This window comes from Blastococcus mobilis, from assembly GCF_900188025.1.
In the GTDB taxonomy this organism is placed as follows: domain Bacteria; phylum Actinomycetota; class Actinomycetes; order Mycobacteriales; family Geodermatophilaceae; genus Blastococcus_B; species Blastococcus_B mobilis.
In genome coordinates this window covers 92370-108533 of record NZ_FZNO01000009.1, presented here as the reverse complement: position 1 = coordinate 108533, position 16164 = coordinate 92370, and the positions used below count along the sequence as shown (strand labels likewise).

At 72.1% G+C, this 16164-nt stretch carries 17 protein-coding genes and 4 tRNA genes; 5 read left to right on the top strand and 16 right to left on the bottom strand.

Annotated elements, in window-relative coordinates; genetic code table 11:
• Positions 1 to 109: 109 nt before the first annotated feature.
• The 5 genes from rplA to CHB94_RS10095 form a co-directional block, all read right to left on the bottom strand.
• Complete coding sequence (gene rplA / locus CHB94_RS10115; protein ID WP_089336443.1) at positions 110 to 829, bottom strand: 50S ribosomal protein L1; 720 nt, start codon at positions 827 to 829, stop codon at positions 110 to 112.
• 149 nt (positions 830 to 978) lie between these two features.
• A complete protein-coding gene (gene rplK, locus CHB94_RS10110; RefSeq protein WP_089336442.1) occupies positions 979 to 1407 on the bottom strand; it encodes a 50S ribosomal protein L11 in 429 nt (142 codons plus the stop codon).
• A gap of 89 nt (positions 1408 to 1496) precedes the next feature.
• Positions 1497 to 2381 (bottom strand): transcription termination/antitermination protein NusG, encoded by an 885-nt coding sequence (gene nusG / locus CHB94_RS10105; RefSeq protein ID WP_217899248.1) that lies wholly within the window; start codon positions 2379 to 2381, stop codon positions 1497 to 1499.
• Positions 2382 to 2427: 46 nt separating this feature from the next.
• The gene (secE, locus tag CHB94_RS10100; RefSeq protein WP_089336441.1) at positions 2428 to 2946 is read right to left on the bottom strand and encodes a preprotein translocase subunit SecE; all 519 of its coding nucleotides are present in this window, start codon (positions 2944 to 2946) and stop codon (positions 2428 to 2430) included.
• A gap of 74 nt (positions 2947 to 3020) precedes the next feature.
• A tRNA-Trp gene (locus CHB94_RS10095) sits at positions 3021 to 3096 on the bottom strand.
• A gap of 206 nt (positions 3097 to 3302) precedes the next feature.
• Between CHB94_RS10095 and CHB94_RS10090 the strand changes: the two genes are divergently transcribed.
• Positions 3303 to 3491: a hypothetical protein gene (locus CHB94_RS10090; protein ID WP_089336440.1), complete on the top strand. Its 189-nt coding sequence runs from the start codon at positions 3303 to 3305 to the stop codon at positions 3489 to 3491.
• A 215-nt stretch (positions 3492 to 3706) separates the two neighbouring features.
• Complete coding sequence (locus CHB94_RS10080) at positions 3707 to 4945, top strand: pyridoxal phosphate-dependent aminotransferase (RefSeq protein WP_089336439.1); 1239 nt, start codon at positions 3707 to 3709, stop codon at positions 4943 to 4945.
• A gap of 110 nt (positions 4946 to 5055) precedes the next feature.
• Here the strand turns inward: CHB94_RS10080 and CHB94_RS10075 are convergent, their stop codons facing one another.
• From CHB94_RS10075 to CHB94_RS10035, 9 genes are all read right to left on the bottom strand, one after another.
• Entirely contained in the window at positions 5056 to 6474 is a 1419-nt protein-coding gene (locus CHB94_RS10075; RefSeq protein ID WP_089336438.1) for a M1 family aminopeptidase, read from the bottom strand.
• Positions 6471 to 6878 carry a MaoC family dehydratase gene (locus CHB94_RS10070; RefSeq protein ID WP_089336437.1) on the bottom strand — a complete coding sequence of 136 codons (408 nt, stop codon included), beginning with the start codon at positions 6876 to 6878 and terminating at the stop codon, positions 6471 to 6473. The genes CHB94_RS10075 and CHB94_RS10070 overlap by 4 nt, the downstream gene beginning before the upstream one ends.
• A complete protein-coding gene (locus CHB94_RS10065) occupies positions 6875 to 7321 on the bottom strand; it encodes an FAS1-like dehydratase domain-containing protein (RefSeq protein ID WP_089336436.1) in 447 nt (148 codons plus the stop codon). Before CHB94_RS10065 ends, CHB94_RS10070 begins: the two co-directional genes overlap by 4 nt.
• A gap of 32 nt (positions 7322 to 7353) precedes the next feature.
• The gene (rpmG, locus tag CHB94_RS10060; RefSeq protein WP_089336435.1) at positions 7354 to 7518 is read right to left on the bottom strand and encodes a 50S ribosomal protein L33; all 165 of its coding nucleotides are present in this window, start codon (positions 7516 to 7518) and stop codon (positions 7354 to 7356) included.
• Positions 7519 to 7615: 97 nt separating this feature from the next.
• A tRNA-Met gene (locus tag CHB94_RS10055) sits at positions 7616 to 7689 on the bottom strand.
• A gap of 47 nt (positions 7690 to 7736) precedes the next feature.
• Positions 7737 to 7809, bottom strand: a tRNA-Thr gene (locus CHB94_RS10050).
• A gap of 149 nt (positions 7810 to 7958) precedes the next feature.
• The gene (locus tag CHB94_RS10045) at positions 7959 to 10565 is read right to left on the bottom strand and encodes a putative bifunctional diguanylate cyclase/phosphodiesterase (protein ID WP_254920550.1); all 2607 of its coding nucleotides are present in this window, start codon (positions 10563 to 10565) and stop codon (positions 7959 to 7961) included.
• Positions 10566 to 10992: 427 nt separating this feature from the next.
• A complete protein-coding gene (locus tag CHB94_RS10040) occupies positions 10993 to 13119 on the bottom strand; it encodes a hypothetical protein (RefSeq protein ID WP_141137455.1) in 2127 nt (708 codons plus the stop codon).
• Positions 13116 to 13400 (bottom strand): hypothetical protein, encoded by a 285-nt coding sequence (locus CHB94_RS10035; protein WP_089336432.1) that lies wholly within the window; start codon positions 13398 to 13400, stop codon positions 13116 to 13118. Before CHB94_RS10035 ends, CHB94_RS10040 begins: the two co-directional genes overlap by 4 nt.
• 150 nt (positions 13401 to 13550) lie before the next feature.
• Here CHB94_RS10035 and CHB94_RS10030 point away from each other — a divergent pair, with 150 nt between their 5' ends.
• Positions 13551 to 13982 (top strand): pilus assembly protein TadG-related protein, encoded by a 432-nt coding sequence (locus CHB94_RS10030; RefSeq protein WP_089336519.1) that lies wholly within the window; start codon positions 13551 to 13553, stop codon positions 13980 to 13982.
• A 49-nt stretch (positions 13983 to 14031) separates the two neighbouring features.
• Here CHB94_RS10030 and CHB94_RS10025 read toward each other — a convergent pair.
• Positions 14032 to 14113, bottom strand: a tRNA-Tyr gene (locus tag CHB94_RS10025).
• Between the two features lie 89 nt (positions 14114 to 14202).
• Here CHB94_RS10025 and CHB94_RS10020 point away from each other — a divergent pair.
• A complete protein-coding gene (locus CHB94_RS10020; protein WP_089336431.1) occupies positions 14203 to 14694 on the top strand; it encodes a YajQ family cyclic di-GMP-binding protein in 492 nt (163 codons plus the stop codon).
• A gap of 196 nt (positions 14695 to 14890) precedes the next feature.
• A complete protein-coding gene (locus CHB94_RS10015) occupies positions 14891 to 15070 on the top strand; it encodes a helix-hairpin-helix domain-containing protein (RefSeq protein ID WP_254920549.1) in 180 nt (59 codons plus the stop codon).
• Positions 15071 to 15233: 163 nt separating this feature from the next.
• On the opposite strand, the gene htpX is transcribed toward CHB94_RS10015, so the two are convergent.
• Positions 15234 to 16109: a zinc metalloprotease HtpX gene (htpX, locus tag CHB94_RS10010; RefSeq protein ID WP_089336429.1), complete on the bottom strand. Its 876-nt coding sequence runs from the start codon at positions 16107 to 16109 to the stop codon at positions 15234 to 15236.
• Positions 16110 to 16164: the final 55 nt, after the last annotated feature.

The window sequence follows — 16164 nt, the reverse complement described above, 5'->3', positions numbered from 1 at the left end:
ACCGGGGAATGACCAGGGCCCCGCAGCGACGTGCGCTGCGGGGCCCCACGGCCGGCCCCCTGCAGGGCCCCGCCGCGAACTCGCGAGTGGCGGGGGCAGGGAGTGTTTCTCAGGCGGTGGGCTCGTCCACCAGCATGTTGCGCGTCCGGTTGGGGTCGACGGGGATGCCGGGGCCCATGGTCGTGGAGACGGTGACCTTCTTGAGATACCGACCCTTGGCCGACGACGGCTTGGCGCGGAGGACCTCGTCGAGCGCAGCGGCGTAGTTCTCGACCAGCTTCGCCTCGTCGAACGACGTCTTGCCGATCACCAGGTGCAGGTTGGCCTGCTTGTCGACGCGGAAGTTGATCTTCCCGCCCTTGATGTCGTTGACGGCCTTGGTGACGTCGGAGGTCACGGTGCCGGTCTTCGGGTTCGGCATCAGGCCACGGGGGCCGAGGATGCGGGCGATCCGGCCGACCTTGGCCATCTGGTCCGGGGTGGCGATTGCGGCGTCGAAGTCCAGGAAGCCGCCCTGGATGCGCTCGATCAGGTCGTCGGAGCCCACGACGTCGGCGCCGGCGGCCTCGGCCTCGGCGGCCTTGTCACCGGTCGCGAACACGATGACGCGGGCGGTCTTGCCGGTGCCGTGCGGCAGGTTGACGGTGCCGCGCACCATCTGGTCGGCCTTGCGTGGGTCGACGCCCAGGCGCATGGCCACCTCGACGGTGGCGTCGTAGGACGTCGTCGACGTCTCCTTGGCCAGCTTCGCCGCCTGCAGCGGGCTGTACAGGTTCTCGCGGTCGACCTTGTCGGCCACCGCGCGGTACTTCTTGCCGTGCTTCGCCATGGTGATTCCTCTCCGGGGGGCTTGGCGCCCCGGTCGTGTGGTGAACGGGCCTGGCGTGGCCCTCCCACGAGTGGTGACGCTATGGAACGGCCCCGGTGCAGGGACCCGGCCCTAGCGGAGCGAGGGCTGGGGGCGCCGGGGTCCTTCTATTACTGGACCGTGATGCCCATCGACCGGGCGGTGCCGGCGATGATCTTCTCGGCCTGGTCGAGGTCGTTGGCGTTGAGGTCGGCCATCTTGGTGGTGGCGATCTCGCGCACCTGGTCGCGGGTGACCGTGGCGACCTTGGTCTTGTGCGGCTCGCCCGAGCCCTTCTCGACTCCGGCGGCCTTGAGCAGCATGCGCGCGGCCGGCGGGGTCTTGGTGACGAACGTGAAGGACCGGTCCTCGAAGACCGAGATCTCGACCGGGATCACGTTGCCGCGCTGCGACTCGGTCGCGGCGTTGTAGGCCTTGCAGAACTCCATGATGTTGACGCCGTGCTGGCCCAGCGCCGGACCCACCGGCGGCGCGGGGGTCGCCGCGCCGGCGTTGATCTGGAGCTTGATGACCGCGGTCAACCGCTTCCTGGGGGGCATGTCTTCCTTCTTCGTGACGGGATGGAGCGGCCCCGGTGCAGGGGCCCGACCCGAGCGGAGCGAGGGCTGGGGGGCACCGGGTCCTTCGATCAGATCTTCTGGACCTGGCTGAACGACAGCTCGACGGGGGTCTCGCGGCCGAAGATGGAGACCAGCACCTGCAGCTTCTGCTGCTCGGCGTTGATCTCGTTGATGGTGGCGGGGAGGGTTGCGAACGGCCCGTCCATGACCGTGACCGACTCCCCGACCTCGAAGTCGACCAGGGCGGTTGGCGCAGCGGTGGTCGTGGCGGCCTCGCCACCGGTGACGCGGGCGGCCTGCGGCGTGGTCGCGGGGACGAGGATCTTCACGACCTCGTCGATGGTCAGGGGCGAGGGCTTGGAGGTGGCGCCGACGAAGCCGGTGACACCAGGGGTGTTCCGGACCGCACCCCACGACTCGTCGTTGAGCTCCATGCGGACCAGCAGGTAGCCCGGCAGGACCTTGCGGTTGACCTGAGCGCGCTTGCCGTTCTTGATCTCGGTGATCTCCTCGGTGGGCACCTCGATCTGATAGATGTAGTCCTCCACGTCCAGGGACTGGATCCGCGCCTCGAGGTTGGTCTTCACCTTGTTCTCGTAGCCGGCGTAGGAGTGCACGACGTACCAGTCGCCGGGAGCCGTCCGCAGCGCCTTCTTCATCGCCTCGACGGGGTCCTCGTCCTCGTCGGCCGCCGGCAGGTCCGAGTTCGCGGCGGGCGCGGTCAGCGGGTCCGTCACCAGGCTGTCGGTGTCGCCGCCCTCGATCTCCGGCGTCACGTCGGAGACCTCGGTGTCGGTGTCGAGATCTGCGGTGTCGCTGGAGCCCTCGGCGGCGCCGGGCTCACCGGCGCCGGTCTCGACGTCGACGGCGCCGCGCACGTCGAACCGGGCGTCGTCCAGGTCGGTGCCCGGGACGGCGCTGTCGGTCTCGAAGGGCTCGCGGGGGTCGGTCACAGGTGAGTCACTTCCTTGTCGGGTGGCGTGCAGGCGCGGGCGGAGGTCAGCCGAAGACGGCGATCACGCCTCGGGCGAAGAGCAGGTCCAGGCCGGCCACCAGCGCGACGATGAACGCCACGAAGAGGATGACCACGGTGGTGTAGGTGATCAGCTCGCGCCGGCCGGGCCAGATGACCTTGCGCAGCTCGGCGACGACCTCGCGGAGGAACCGGGCCAGCGAGCGCTTCTGCCCACTCCCGGCGCGGGCCCGCTCGGCAGCGGCCCGGGACCGGGTACCCGATCCGTCCCGTCCGGCCGGACGGGAGGCGGCCGGCCGACGCGCCCGCGTCGGGCCGGACTCGTCGTCGTCCTCGTCGTCGTCGGCGGTGATCCGGCCTCGCCGACGTCGAGCGGGGGCCGCCACGACCTTGTCCTCGTCGGCCTCGGCCTCGGCGGCGAGCTCGTCCTCGGCCGCCTCGAGCTCGGCGGCGTCGTCAACCCCAGGGGCCTCACGGTCGAGCTGCTCGTCGGTCAGCTCGGCGTCGCGAGGGTCGTCCTCGCGTCCCGGCTTCTCGTCGGTCACTGCGCCTCGCTCGCCTCGTGGGTGGTGGCCGCTCCGATGAGCGACCCTGTGGTCGGTCGGTACCTGCCGTGCGGTGGCAGGGGTGACAGGACTTGAACCTGCAGCCTGCGGTTTTGGAGACCGCTGCTCTGCCAATTGAGCTACACCCCTTGACGGACCCCGTCCTCCCCACCCTTCGCAAGCTCAGGGCGGGACCCGGGACGGAGCCACCCGGGACCGCCTGCCTCACCACGGCAGCACGGAGCCTCGGGGAGGTTCCGGGGCACGCCGGTGGCGGGGTCAGCTGCCCCAGGACGGCCAGTGTACGGGACCGGACGGGCGCACAGCCAACGTCCCACCGAGACGCTGCTCCGACGATGAGTCCGGCGGCCCACGACGGTCGATCCGGCATCACCGAACTCCGCGTGCACGACTTCTCGATCTCCCTGGACGGCTACGCCGCGGGACCGGACCAGAACGAGCAGGCGCCGCTCGGTGCGGGTGGCGAGCGCCTGAGCAAGGACCTCCCTCCCCCCAGCGCTCGCAAGCTCGCGCCGGGCCCCTGAGGGAGGCCGGGGCCATCGGCGCCACCGTCATGGGCCGCAACATGTTCGGGCCCGTCCGCGGGGACTGGGGCACGCGGACCTGGACCGGCTGGTGGGGCGAGGAACCGCCGTTCCACCACGACGTCTTCGTCCTCACCCACCACCCACGCGACCTCCGTCGCGGTCGCCCACGTCCGACTTCGTCACCGATGAGCGCTCTTTGACACGATGGGGCCATGACCGCCGTCTCCTCGGAGTCCGCCGCCCCGTCCACCTCGAGCCGCATCTCCCGGCGCATCGCCGCGATCAGCGAGTCGGCGACGCTGGCCGTGGACGCGAAGGCCAAGGCACTCAAGGCAGCCGGCAAACCGGTCATCGGCTTCGGCGCCGGCGAGCCGGACTTCTCCACCCCCGACTACATCGTGGAGGCGGCGGTGGCCGCCTGCCGGCAGCCGGCGATGCACCGCTACACCCCCGCCGGTGGCCTGCCCGCGCTCAAGGACGCGATCGTCGCCAAGACGGCGCGCGACTCCGGTCTCCAGGCGACCGCCGCGAACGTCCTGGTCACCAACGGCGGCAAGCAGGCGGTCTACGAGGCGTTCGCCGCGCTGCTCGACCCCGGCGACGAGGTCCTGCTGCCCGCGCCGTACTGGACCACCTATCCGGAGGCGATCCGCCTCGCCGGCGGGGTCCCGGTGCCGGTGGTCGCCGACGAGCAGAGCGGCTACCTGGTGTCGGCGGGCCAGCTGGAGGCTGCCCGCACGCCGCGCACCAAGGTCCTGCTGTTCTGCTCGCCGTCCAACCCGACGGGCGCGGTCCACCCGGCCGAGCAGGTCGAGGAGATCGGCCGCTGGGCGCTGGAAGCCGGGATCTGGGTGGTCACCGACGAGATCTACGAGCACCTGACCTACGGCGGCGTGACCGCCCCCTCGATGCCCGTGGTGGTGCCCGAGCTGGCCGACCGCTGCGTCGTCGTCAACGGGGTGGCCAAGACCTACGCGATGACCGGCTGGCGGGTCGGCTGGATCCTGGGCCCGACCGACGTCGTGAAGGCCGCGACGAACCTGCAGTCGCACGCCACGTCCAACGTCGCAAACGTCTCGCAGGCCGCCGCGGTCGCCGCGCTCACCGGCGACCTGTCAGCGGTCGCGACCATGCGTCAGGCGTTCGACCGGCGGCGGCAGACCATCGTCTCGATGCTGCGCGAGATCCCCGGCGTCGCCTGCCCCGAGCCGCAGGGTGCGTTCTACGTCTACCCGTCGGTGAAGGGGCTGCTCGGCCGGCCCATCGCCGGGCGGACGGCGGCGACCAGCGTCGAGCTGGCCGAGCTGATCCTGGAGGAGGCGGAGGTGGCCGTCGTCCCCGGCGAGGCGTTCGGGACCCAGGGCTACCTGCGGATGTCCTACGCCCTCGGGGACGACGACCTCGTCGAGGGCGTCTCCCGCATGCAGCGGCTGCTCGGGTCGGCCGGCTGAGGCCCCGTCCCGGGCCCCGCCCTGAGTCTGCGAAGGTCGATGGCCCCGTCCGGAGGCTCACGCGAGCCTGCGAGCGGTGAGGGCGACGGGGTCCTTCCGGGGGTTCTCCCTCAGCGCGGCGCGTCGTCCTCGTCCAGCGCCTGAGCGTCGACGAGGACGTCGAGGGCCGCGGGCAGCTCGGTCAGGGCACGGTGGACGTCGGTCCGCGTGGCGATGCTCCAGGCCGTCGCGTCCACGTAGCAGCGGATCGCCGCCTCGAACGCCTCCTCACCGACGGCCCGCTGCGCGGCCAGCAACGCCGCACCGCCCTTGTCGTAGACGAGCCGGAAGTAGCGGCCGGAGCTCTCGTACTCGTCCATGGCCGCCCCGACCGGGCCGGGCAGATCCAGCGCCGCCTCCCTCACCAGTCCCGACCCGGGATCGACGACGGCCTCCGCCCACGACGCGAAGGCCTCGTCGAGCCAGGGATCCCGGAACTGCGAGTTGCCGACCATCCCGTAGAACCACTGGTGGGCCACCTCGTGCACGAGCACGGCACGGCTGGGAGTCGCCTGCAAGATCATGCTCGGGTACTCGATGCCGCCGCCGAAGTCGGGCAGCAGCGCCACGGTCAGCGTCTCGTACGGGAACGGGCCGAGGAACGCCTCGAGATCCGCGATCGCCGCGACCGTCCAGGCGCTCAGCTCCTCGCCGGGGACCTCCCCGCCGGGCAGCACGCCGGTCGTGACCCGGGTGCCGCCGGGTGCCGTGGCCTCCGTGGTGGTGAACGGCCCGGCGGCCACCGCCACGTCCCGGGCGACCGGCTCCTGCGACGTCCACGTCCGCCGGCCGTCCCGGGGGGCGGAGGGTTCCGCCTGCACCCCGGTCATCAGGACGGTGAGGTCCTCCGGAGCCGAGATCGTGACCAGGGTGTCGGCGACGGGGCTGGCCGCGGTCTCCCCGCCGAGGTCGACGAAGGGGTCCTCCGCCCAGCCGACGCCCGGCTCCCAGGCGAGCAGCGGCGCGCCGCTGGCCCACCAGGAGACCCCGCCGTCGACGCCGAAGCGGTCGAAGCCGCCCGTGCCCAGCGTCAGCGAGAAGTCCAGCTCCACCTCGGTGGACTCCCCGGCCGCCAGCTCGTCCTCGAGGTCGACCACGTACAGCCCGCCGGGACCGGTCGCGCCCGCGGCCTCGTAGCGCCCGCCGGCGACGTCCTTCCCGCCGACGCGGTCGATGACCAGACGGTTGCCGGCCGGCGCCGAGTCAGGGCTGTTCGGGATGAGCCGGAACACCAGTTCCCCGACGTCGAGATCCGGGGTGAAGACGACGGTCTCGGTGCCGGTCACGCTGCGCCGGTCGTCCGCGAGCCGGAAGTCCAGGGAGATCTCCGGGCGCTCGGGGTCCGGCTCCGCCCGCTCGGCGGGGCAGCCCTCCTCATCGGCCGCGGTGGGACCGGCGTCCCGCGCGGTTACCGTGTCGGCGAAGGAGGTGCAGCCGGACAGGGCCAGCACCCCGGCAGCGGCCAGTACGGCCGTCCGCCGAGCGCTCACGCCAGGCGGACGATCGCGCGGGCCAGTGAGAGCACCTTCTCGCCCTCGCTGGTGACGGTCAGGTCGACGCGGGCCCGGCCGTCGTCCAGCAGCGCCCCCACCTTCCCGCGCACGGTCACCTCCGCACCCCGCTCGTCGTCGGGGACGACGACCGGCCGGCCGAAGCGGACGTGGTACTCGGCGAGGGCTGCCGGATCGCCCGTCCAACGGGTGACGGCGCGGGCGGCGATGCCCATGGTGAACATCCCGTGTGCGATGACCCCGGGCAAGCCCACCTCGGTGGCCACGCGGTCGTTCCAGTGGATCGGGTTGAAGTCACCGGAGGCGCCCGCGTAACGGACGAGGTCGGCGCGGGTCACCCGGACGACGAGTTCGGGCAGCTCGGTGCCCACCTCGACGGTCATGCCTCACCCCGGGCGACGAGCATCGAGGTAGCGGTGCACACCGGTTCGCCGTCCTCGGTGGCGAGGTCGACGCGGGTGGTCAGGAGGTCGTTGCCGGCGACGGTGCGGGCAGCGTCGATCGTCGTCGTGGCCACGAGCCGGTCCCCGGCGCGGATCGCCCGGTGGTGCACGAACTTCTGCTCGCCGTGGACCACCCGGCTGTAGTCCAGGCCGACGTCGGGGTCGCTGAGCACTACGAACGCAGCCTCGAGGCTGACCACGATGGCGAACGTCGGGGGCGCGATGACGTCGGGATGGCCGGCGGCGCGGGCGGCGTCGACGTCGCGGTGGACCGGGTCGTCCTCACCGATCGCGGTGGCGAACTCGGCGATCTTCGCCCGACCGACCTCGTAGACGGCTGAGGGCGGGTAGCTGCGCCCGACCAGTTCCCGGTCCAGCGCCATGCTCCCGCCCTCGGCTCAGCAGTTCGCCCGCGTCAGCGGGTCTCGCGGTGCATCGTGTGCTTGCGGTCCCGCGGGCAGTACTTCTTCAGCTCGAGCCGGTCGGGGTCGTTCCGCCGGTTCTTGCGGGTGATGTAGTTGCGGTTCTTGCACTCCTGGCAGGCCAGGGTGATCTTCGGACGGATGTCGGTCGCTGCCATGAGGAGTGCTCCTAGCCTTGTCGTTGCAGGTGCCGTGCGCCCGCGGCGGCGGCTGCCGACACGGTGACGGACCCCGGGGTGCGGGGTCCGTCAGGAGTAGCGGTGACCGGACTTGAACCGGTGACACAGCGATTATGAGCCGCTTGCTCTACCAGGCTGAGCTACACCGCCGGGATGACCGTGCGGCCCGGTCTCGCGACAGGACCGGCTGGTCACAGAGCCCCTTTACGGAATCGAACCGTAGACCTTCTCCTTACCATGGAGACGCTCTGCCGACTGAGCTAAAGGGGCGTGCTCGAAGAGCCGTCGAGAACTGTACCTGACGCCTTCGGCCTCCCTGCAGGGGCCCGCCGCGAGCCTGCGAGCGGTGGGGGCAGTTGAAGGACCCCGCCTCTCTCCCTCCTCGCAGGCTCGGGGCGAGCCTCCGGACGAGGCCATGCTCAGGTGCGCACGAACAGCCGGCGGTGCGTCGCTCCCGGCAGAGCGGACCGGACCCCGGTGCGAGCCAGCAGCCAGCTCTCCAGCCGGTCGTCGGGCAACGGCCGGCTGACCAGGAAACCCTGGAGCTTGTCGCAGCCCATCTCCGCGAGAAGGTTACGGGTCAACTCGTCCTCCACACCCTCGGCGACCACCCGCAGCCCCAGGTTGTGGGCGAGCTCGATGATCGAGCGGGCGATGAACGACTCGCCCTGGCTGGTCGACATGCCCAGCACGAAGGACTTGTCGATCTTGACCTCGTCGATCGGCAGCTGCCGCAGCTGGGACAGCGAGGAGTACCCGGTCCCGAAGTCGTCCATGGACAGGCGGAGGCCGAGCGCATGCAGGTCGGCGAGCACGGTGCTGTCCCGCACGGAGTCGTCGACGACGCTGCTCTCGGTGAGCTCGAGGGTGAGGAGCTCGCCCGGCACCCCGTGCCGCTGCAGCGCCCTGCGCACGCGGGCGACGAGGTCGGGCTCGCTGAGGCAGTGGGCGGACAGGTTCACCGCGACCGACAGGGCGATGTCCCGGTCGAGCCAGCGCCTGCAGCGGGCCAGCGCGAGGTCGAGCACGTGGTCGGTCACCGCACCGATCCGGCCGATCTGCTCGGCGAGGTGGATGAAGTCGTCCGGCGTGATGGCGCCGTAGCGCGGATGAGCCCAGCGCACGAGGGTCTCCACCGAGACGAGGTCCGAGGTCTGCGCGTCGATGATCGGCTGGAATACGACGCTGATCTGCCCGTCGGCCATCGCCTGCTCGAGCTCCGTGCCCAGCTGCAGGCGTCGGAGGCTCTGCTGGTCCAGGACCGGGTGGTAGCTGGCCACGCCGCCGGAGTCGGTGGCGGCGAGCAGGGCCACGTCGGCGCGCTGCATGAGCGTGCCGGCGTCGGTGCCGTGGCCGGGTGCGGCGGCGACCCCGATGCGCAGGGTGACCTCCAGGTCCAGCCCGGCGACGCGGGCCCGCGCGGATGCGGCCTCCCGCAGCCGTCGGGCGGCTCGCTCGGTCGCGGCGAGCGACAGTCCCGGCAGCAGGACGGCGAACTGCTCACCCTCCATGCGCGCCAGCAGGGCGTGCGGCGGCGCGTGCTCCCGGAGCAGCCCGGCGGTGACCAGCAGCAACTCGTCGCTGGCGGCATGGCCCAGAGTGTCGGTGACCTCGGTGTAGTTGCCGAGCGCGGCCAGGATCAGGCCGGCCCGTGCCGTCGCCGGGTCCTCGGTCAGGACCCGGTCCACCTCGGCCGCCAGACGCTGCCGGTTCGGCAGGCCGGTCAACCGGTCGTGGTCGGCGTCGTAGCGGATCTGGCTGAGCAACTGCTGGTGCCGGATGGCCGCGTTGACGTGGGTGAGCATGGAATCCAGCGCCGCGCGGTCGCTGTCGCCGAAGGAGTGGATGTCGCTGCGCCGGTCGCAGACCTCGAGGTAACCGGGCTCCCCGGCGGCGGTCATGACAGCAGCGCCGAGCAGGTCGGAGACCCCCCGCCGGCTCAAGGCGACCGCCTCCTCGTCGTCGGCGCGGGCCAGAGACACCCGGACCGGGCCGTCCACCGACCCGACCGCCCGGCGGCGGAACACGTCGTCGGGGTCGCCGGGGCCGTCGTACCAGACAGCGCCGTTCTCGGCGACGACGACCAGCCTCGGCTCCTCGTCTAGGTAGGGAGGCAGCCACAGCGCCACCCGGTCGGCGTTGAGCAGCTCCCGGACCGCCTCCACGATCTGCCGGGTGCCGGCCTCGTCCGGCGAGACCTGCTCCACCCGGCGGGCGAAGTCGTAGACCCGCTCGACGCTGTGCCCCTCCCGCGTCACGGCAGCGAAGCGCCGGTAGAGGAGCGCGAGCGCCACGACGAGCGGTGCGATCAGCAGCCAGGCCCATGGGGTGGCATCGACCAGCAGCAGCACGGCCAGCCCGACGACGACGGAGACCGGGCCGACCATGAGGAGAGGGACGAAGAACGACGCCCACAACGTGCGGCCGGGGTACCCCTGGGTCGCGGTGATGGCGGCGGCGATGAGCGCCACCCCCAGAAGGCTGGCCGTGAGCACGGCGACCAGATAGGAGACCCAGACCCGGGGCTCGGAGATGTCCCCCACCGGCAGCACCTGGAGGACGGCGACTGCGGCGCACGCCTCCAGGACGACCACGGTGACGTTGAAGACGGCTTTCGCGCGTGAATAGCCTTGGATCAAGGAGACGAGGCCGACCGCCAAAGCCCAGGCCACGGCGGTCCAGGCACCCCCGACGGTGACCAGCGCCATGACGAAGGCGAGCTCGCTCAGGGACCAGGAGAACCCCTGCTTGCGGAACTCGAAGTCCACATTGAAGGACTCCGCGGCGACCAGGCCGACGAAGACGGCGATGAGAAGGTGGGGTTCGACCGGCTTGGCCAGTGGCACGAGCACCCAGAGGGAAACAGGTACGGCGACCGCCAGCCCCATCCACGCGACGGTCCACGCGCTGAGACGCAGCGGCCGGGTCGGCGTGCGGTCGTTCGGCTCGGCCACTCGTACCTGCATCTCCGCGGTGAACTCGGGCGCGCCGAGGCTAACAGCGGGCGGCGCCTGGACAAGCGTCACCGACCCGGAGGGGTGAGGTCAGCCCTGAGTCACGGAGGCGGCCACCCGGCCGACTCCGTGAAACCGGCTTTTGAGGTTACGGCTCAGACCGCAGTGCTGCGGTTCCACTTGGCGCCGCGGTTCCACTTGGCACCGCGGTTCCACTTGGCACCGCGACCGGTGTTCGGACCACCCTGCACGTTGCTACCCATGACGCCTCCTAGGCATGACTGACGGTTTGGTGCGGCAGCCACCTACGCGCGGGGGCAGAGCGTCGTTCAGTACGGACCGCGCCGGGAACACTGCTTCCCGTCACCCGCAGGAACAAGCATCGAAGATCACGACCGGGTGACGAACCCTTGTGCCGTCGCGTTCCGTAACTGGACATAGACTCCAGGTCACCGATTCGGGTGTCCACCCCCCGTGACCGGACGGTATGCCGTCGCGCTCACCGCGGGCCGTAGAACGGCACGGGAAAGCCTCTCCGCGCCCGATCGACGGCGACGTCGGTCGCCACCTCCCCGAGGGGTTCGAGGTAGTCGGTTCGCGGTGACACCGGGGGCTCGGGTCGGCCGAGGACGTCGGCGGTGCGCTCGTACGCAGCGCGTGCCTGGTCGACCACGGCACGGGCCTGCTCCGCGCTGTCCGACGCGACGCCGGCACGGGCCGCGCTCGCCGCGTCAGCACCGTCGAAGCTCAGCCCCGCGTCGACAGGGTCGGTCCAGGTGCCGTCCATGTCGAGAGTGATCGCGAGGTAGCCCTCGACGAGCCCCAGCCCCACGCCCCACGCGCCCGGTGCGAAGCCCACCAGCCCGACCGTGTGATCCCACCACCATTCCTTCTCCTCCGCCGCCTCCTGCGCTTCGAACCCGTCCAGCGCGTGGTCCAGACGCTGGCCGTACTCCTTCGCCGCCACGTAGGCGGCGGGAACCGCGACCGCCGGCAGAGGTGCCGATGCACTGGTTCCTTCGAACGCGGTCGGCTGCGTCCGCGCCCAGTCGTACAGCGCCTGCGCCACCGAGGCCTCGGCGTCCCGAGCCAGGGTCAGATGACCGAGGCCGCGCAGGGCGTCGCTCGTGCCGCCGGATCCCCCGTCGACGCCGACCCACAGGGCCTCGACAGCCACCCCGATGTGCCCTGCCACGGCTCGTCCCAGCGCCGGCGCCACAGCAGCCGCCGTGCCCCGGTCCACTCGCCAGTCCTCGGGATCGCCGTCCGCCAGGCCCGCGCCGAGGGCCCGGAGCCCCGCGCGGACGGCGGAGTCCCCTGCCGGCCCCTGTTCGGCGCCGGCGCGCTCGACGAGGTCGGCAACAGCCGCCCCACCGTCGTCCCACGAGCGCGCCAGGATCGCCGACCAGACGTGCAGCCCGCCGAGGAAGGTCGCGGCCTCGGCCGCCTCGCTGTCCGCCAGGAGCCCGACCACCAGCGGGACGGGGTCGACCGGAGGCACACGAAGATTCGCGGGCACGGCCCGTTCCACGGAGCGCCAGCCGTCCCACGCATGCTCACGGGCGAGGAGCTGCCTCCCCCACGTCCCGATGGTCTCCGGCCGGAGTCCACCCGATCTCATGCCCACCGTCGCCGCGAGGACCGCCCCCATGCCGAGTGCGACGACGTCGGGATCCGGACCGGGATCGACGGCGACGCGGGCGTCCTGCTGCTCGACGCCGACATAGACCGCGTCCAGGACCGCCCCAACCGGGTCACGGGCGTCACCCGTCCGCAGGGCCCCGCCGAGAGCTCCGGCCAGAAGACCCGCCACGGCGCTGTCGGCTCCCAGGCGCCCGTCCCCGAGCACGCCCAGGAGTTCGCGTACGCCCTCGACGCCGAGGCCGAGCAGCAGGGCTTCGGCGAAGGCGGCCGAGCCGGCGTAGGCCGTGGCCTCCCGAGCCAGCGCGTTCCAGTCGGCGTCCTCGACCGGTCCGCTCAGGACCCGGGCCAGCCGGGCGCCACGTCCGGCCAGTTCCTCGTCGCCCCAGCCGGGCAGCTCCGCTGCCAGGTACGCGAGGACCCGCCCCTCGTCGCCGGGCCGCCCGCTGCCGCCCACGGGACGGCTGGCGCCGGCCAGCGCCCGTACGGTCGCCGCGGCGTCCTCGGCGAGCACCTCGAGCAACGCGGCATGCCGCCGGCGCCGAGCGGCCTCCGTCGCCTCGAACTCCTCCACGATGGCGACCGCGTCCGGGGCCCCGGTCCGCATGGCCGTCGTGACGTCCTGCAGGCCCTGCAGCCGCGCCCACGCGGCCCGGGTGTCCTCCTCCTGCTCCTCCCGGAGGCGGCTGATCCCGCGGCGGGTCTCCCGCAGCAGCTCCCCGTACGCGCTGAGCCGACCTCTGACGCCGAGCACCGCGGCCGCGGCCTCCCGCGCGAGCCCGGCAACCCGCACCACCTGCCCGGCGGCGGCCACGGCGTCGTTGCCCAGCCAACCTGGGGCCGACGCCGCCGGACCGGACAGCTCGTCGCGGAGTACGGCCAGCCAGAACCCGGCCCCCGAGACGTCGCTCACCAGCTCGTCGACAGCGGCCGGGTCGCCCGGTGGCATCTCCAGGGGCACCGGCTGTGGCACGAACGCCGTCATTCGGCCGCCGCCCGGCCGCGGGGAGCGAGCAGCGCCCGGTCCAGCGCCAGCCACGAGTCGGCGACCTCCGCGACGGCGGTGCCCAGCCAGGCGAGTTCCCCGGCCAGCGCCCGCCCGGCCGTCCGGTGGCTGTCGAGGAACTCCTCGACCGCCGGCTGCAGGGCCTCCCCCACGTCCCCTGCCCGGTCGAGCCGGGCCCCGATCTCCTCGGCGTCACCGGCGGCCTCGCGCAACACGGCGGCCATGGCATGGACCTCGGCAGCGGGCATCTCGATGGACATGGCTCGGAGTGTTGCGGCCGGTGCGGACGCGCGGGTCCGTCGTCCACAGGCAGGGGCCTGCCCCTGCACGCCACCCGATCGAGTGTCCACAGTGTCCACAGACGCTGTCCACAGTCGGTGGACAACCGGTCGCCCGCCTACAGTGCCCGCGTGCGGGTCGACCGGCGAGGCCTCGAGCGCGGCTCGACACTGCCGTTCGTGCTGGTGTGCTGGACGGTGGCGGCGCTGATGGCGTTCGGCGGTATCGCCGCGTCCGACGCCTTCCTCGAGCAGCAGGAGGTCCAGTCGGTGTGCGACGGCGCCGCGCTCGCCGCGGCCAACCGCACCGACGAGCGGATCGTCTATGCCAGCGGGGTGGACGGCGAGCTGCCGCTCGCCGGGGCCACCGCGCAGGCCGCCGTGGCCGACCACCTCGCCGACGGCGCGACGGCGCTGGATTCCTGGTCGGCCGAGACCGATGGCGCCGAGGTCACCGTGCGCTGCACCCGCTACGTCGAGATCGCCTTCGGCTGGCTGTTCCTCGGGGGCGAGCCGCTGGAACGGACCGCCACCGCGAGCGCTCGGGCGCCCACCGTCGGCTGAACATGCCAACGGCCCCCGACCTGGAGGTCGGGGGCCGCCGTACCGGGCGTGGCGGGTGAAGGATTCGAACCTTCGTAGGCTAAGCCGACGGATTTACAGTCCGCTCCCATTGGCCACTCGGGCAACCCGCCGTGCGGTGGTACCGGAGCAGCGTACAAGAACGGTGGACGGCGCCCTCGCGAACCCCGGGGGCGGGTCCGCTCAGCGGAAGGGAACAGCCATGGCCGACGCGTCCTTCGACGTCGTGAGCAAGGTCGACCGCCAGGAGGTCGACAACGCCCTCAACCAGGCGAGCAAGGAACTCTCGCAGCGCTTCGATTTCCGGGGCACCAACGCCACCATCGCGTGGGCCGGCGACGACGGAGTCACCCTGCAGGCCGACACCGAGGAGCGCGTGAGCGCGGCGCTCGAGGTGTTCAAGGAGAAGCTGATCAAGCGGAACATCTCGCTGAAGGTCCTCGACGCGGGCGAGCCGCAGGCGTCGGGCAAGACCTACAAGATCGGCGCGAAGATCAAGCAGGGCATCGAGTCCGACGTCGCCAAGAAGATCGCCAAGATGATCCGCGACGAGGGCCCGAAGGGGGTCCAGGCGCAGATCCAGGGCGACCAGCTCCGGGTCAGCGGCAAGAAGCGGGACGACCTGCAGGCGGTGCAGCAGCTCCTTCGCGGGGCCGACCTCGACGTCGCCCTGCAGTTCGACAACTACCGCTGACAGCGACCTACCTGCACGCCGCAAGCCTGTCCGAGCCCGTCGGCCGGCAGGGAGTCGCAGACGCGCCCAGCGCGGCGGCCATCGGGTCGCCCGCTGCGGCGCGTCTGGGTCCTCGGCCGGGCACCGGCCGTCGTCAGCCATCGGCGATGTCCGACATCGACGAGAGCGAGTCGAGCTCCTGACTGCCCTGCCGGACGTGGGCGCGCCGGCCACTCGTGCTCTCCAGGCGGCCGGCTACCAGTCCCTGGAGTCACTTGCCGGAGTCAGCCAGGACGAACTGCTCGGCCTGCACGGCTTCGGCCCACGCGCGGCGCGCATCGTCGACGAAGCGCTGTCCACGGCTCAGCTCCCGCCGCTCGCACAGTCCGCGCGATGACTGTCCCGGTGGAGGATTCCCCTGTCGGACACCCGGCGTCGGGCCGACCCGAGTGCCCGAGCGGGCGTTGCGGAAGGTCGTCGGATCCTGCCCGTCCGCGGAGGATCGGCGGCCGGCTCCCGGGCATGGGGCAGCGTCCCGCCGAGGGTCGAGGCCCCGGGGTTCAGCGCTGACCGAGCTCCCGGGCCAGCTCCTCGAGCCGGGCGATCCGTTGCGGCATCGGCGGATGGCTGGCGAACATCGACGCGAGCCCCTGCCCGCGGAACGGGTTGGCGATCATGAGATGGCTCTGGGTCACCAGACGGTCGTCCTGGGGCAGCGGGAGCGCGGTGGCGCCCCGCTCGATCTTGCGCAGTGCGCTCGCCAGCGCGAGGGGGTCCTGCGACAGCTGCGCACCGGACGCGTCGGCCTGGAACTCGCGGCTGCGGCTGACTGCCATCTGCACGAGGCCGGCGGCGAGCGGACCGAGGAAGACCAGCAGCAGACTGCCGAGGGCGTTCCCGCCGCCACGGTCGTCGGAGCGCCCGCCGAACAAGGACGCGAACATCGCCATGTGCGCGAGGTACGTGATGACCGTGGCCATCGCGCCGGCGACGGAGCTGATCAGGATGTCGCGGTTGTAGACGTGGGACAGCTCGTGAGCGAGAACTCCCCGCAGCTCCCGCCGGTCCAGCAGTTCCAGGATCCCCTGGGTCACGCAGACGGCTGCGTTGCGGGGGTTGCGGCCGGTGGCGAACGCGTTCGGCTGGTTGGTCGGGCTCACGTAGAGCCGGGGCATCGGCTGGCGGGCCTCCGTGGCCAGCTCGCGCACGATGGCGTACAGCTGCGGCGCCTGCGTCTCGGTGACGGGGAAGGCCCGCATGGCGCGCAGCGCGAGCTTGTCGGAGTTGAAGTACGCGAACCCGTTGACGCCGAGCGCGATCACCAGGGCGATCAACAGCCCTGACCGCCCGCCGATGAGCGACCCGGCAGCCAGGATGAGCCCGGCCATGAGACCGAGGAGGACGGCGGTCTTCAGTCCGTTGTTCCAGCGCTGCACGTCGGTTTCAACGCCGCTCCGGGAGACGCCGTTCCCGGCCGGCCGCCGACCTCTC

What these genes read in the sequence shown, in the direction of transcription:
- CHB94_RS10065 (WP_089336436.1), bottom strand. Translation starts at nt 7,321, where the DNA reads ATGGCGCTGGACCGGGAACTGGTCGGGCGCAGCTACCCGCCCTCAGCC.
- rpmG (WP_089336435.1), bottom strand. Translation starts at nt 7,518, where the DNA reads ATGGCAGCGACCGACATCCGTCCGAAGATCACCCTGGCCTGCCAGGAG.
- CHB94_RS10035 (WP_089336432.1), bottom strand. Translation starts at nt 13,400, where the DNA reads ATGTCCATCGAGATGCCCGCTGCCGAGGTCCATGCCATGGCCGCCGTG.
- CHB94_RS10020 (WP_089336431.1), top strand. Translation starts at nt 14,203, where the DNA reads ATGGCCGACGCGTCCTTCGACGTCGTGAGCAAGGTCGACCGCCAGGAG.
- CHB94_RS10090 (WP_089336440.1), top strand. Translation starts at nt 3,303, where the DNA reads ATGAGTCCGGCGGCCCACGACGGTCGATCCGGCATCACCGAACTCCGC.
- rplK (WP_089336442.1), bottom strand. Translation starts at nt 1,407, where the DNA reads ATGCCCCCCAGGAAGCGGTTGACCGCGGTCATCAAGCTCCAGATCAAC.
- CHB94_RS10040 (WP_141137455.1), bottom strand. Translation starts at nt 13,119, where the DNA reads ATGACGGCGTTCGTGCCACAGCCGGTGCCCCTGGAGATGCCACCGGGC.
- CHB94_RS10080 (WP_089336439.1), top strand. Translation starts at nt 3,707, where the DNA reads ATGACCGCCGTCTCCTCGGAGTCCGCCGCCCCGTCCACCTCGAGCCGC.
- rplA (WP_089336443.1), bottom strand. Translation starts at nt 829, where the DNA reads ATGGCGAAGCACGGCAAGAAGTACCGCGCGGTGGCCGACAAGGTCGAC.
- CHB94_RS10070 (WP_089336437.1), bottom strand. Translation starts at nt 6,878, where the DNA reads ATGACCGTCGAGGTGGGCACCGAGCTGCCCGAACTCGTCGTCCGGGTG.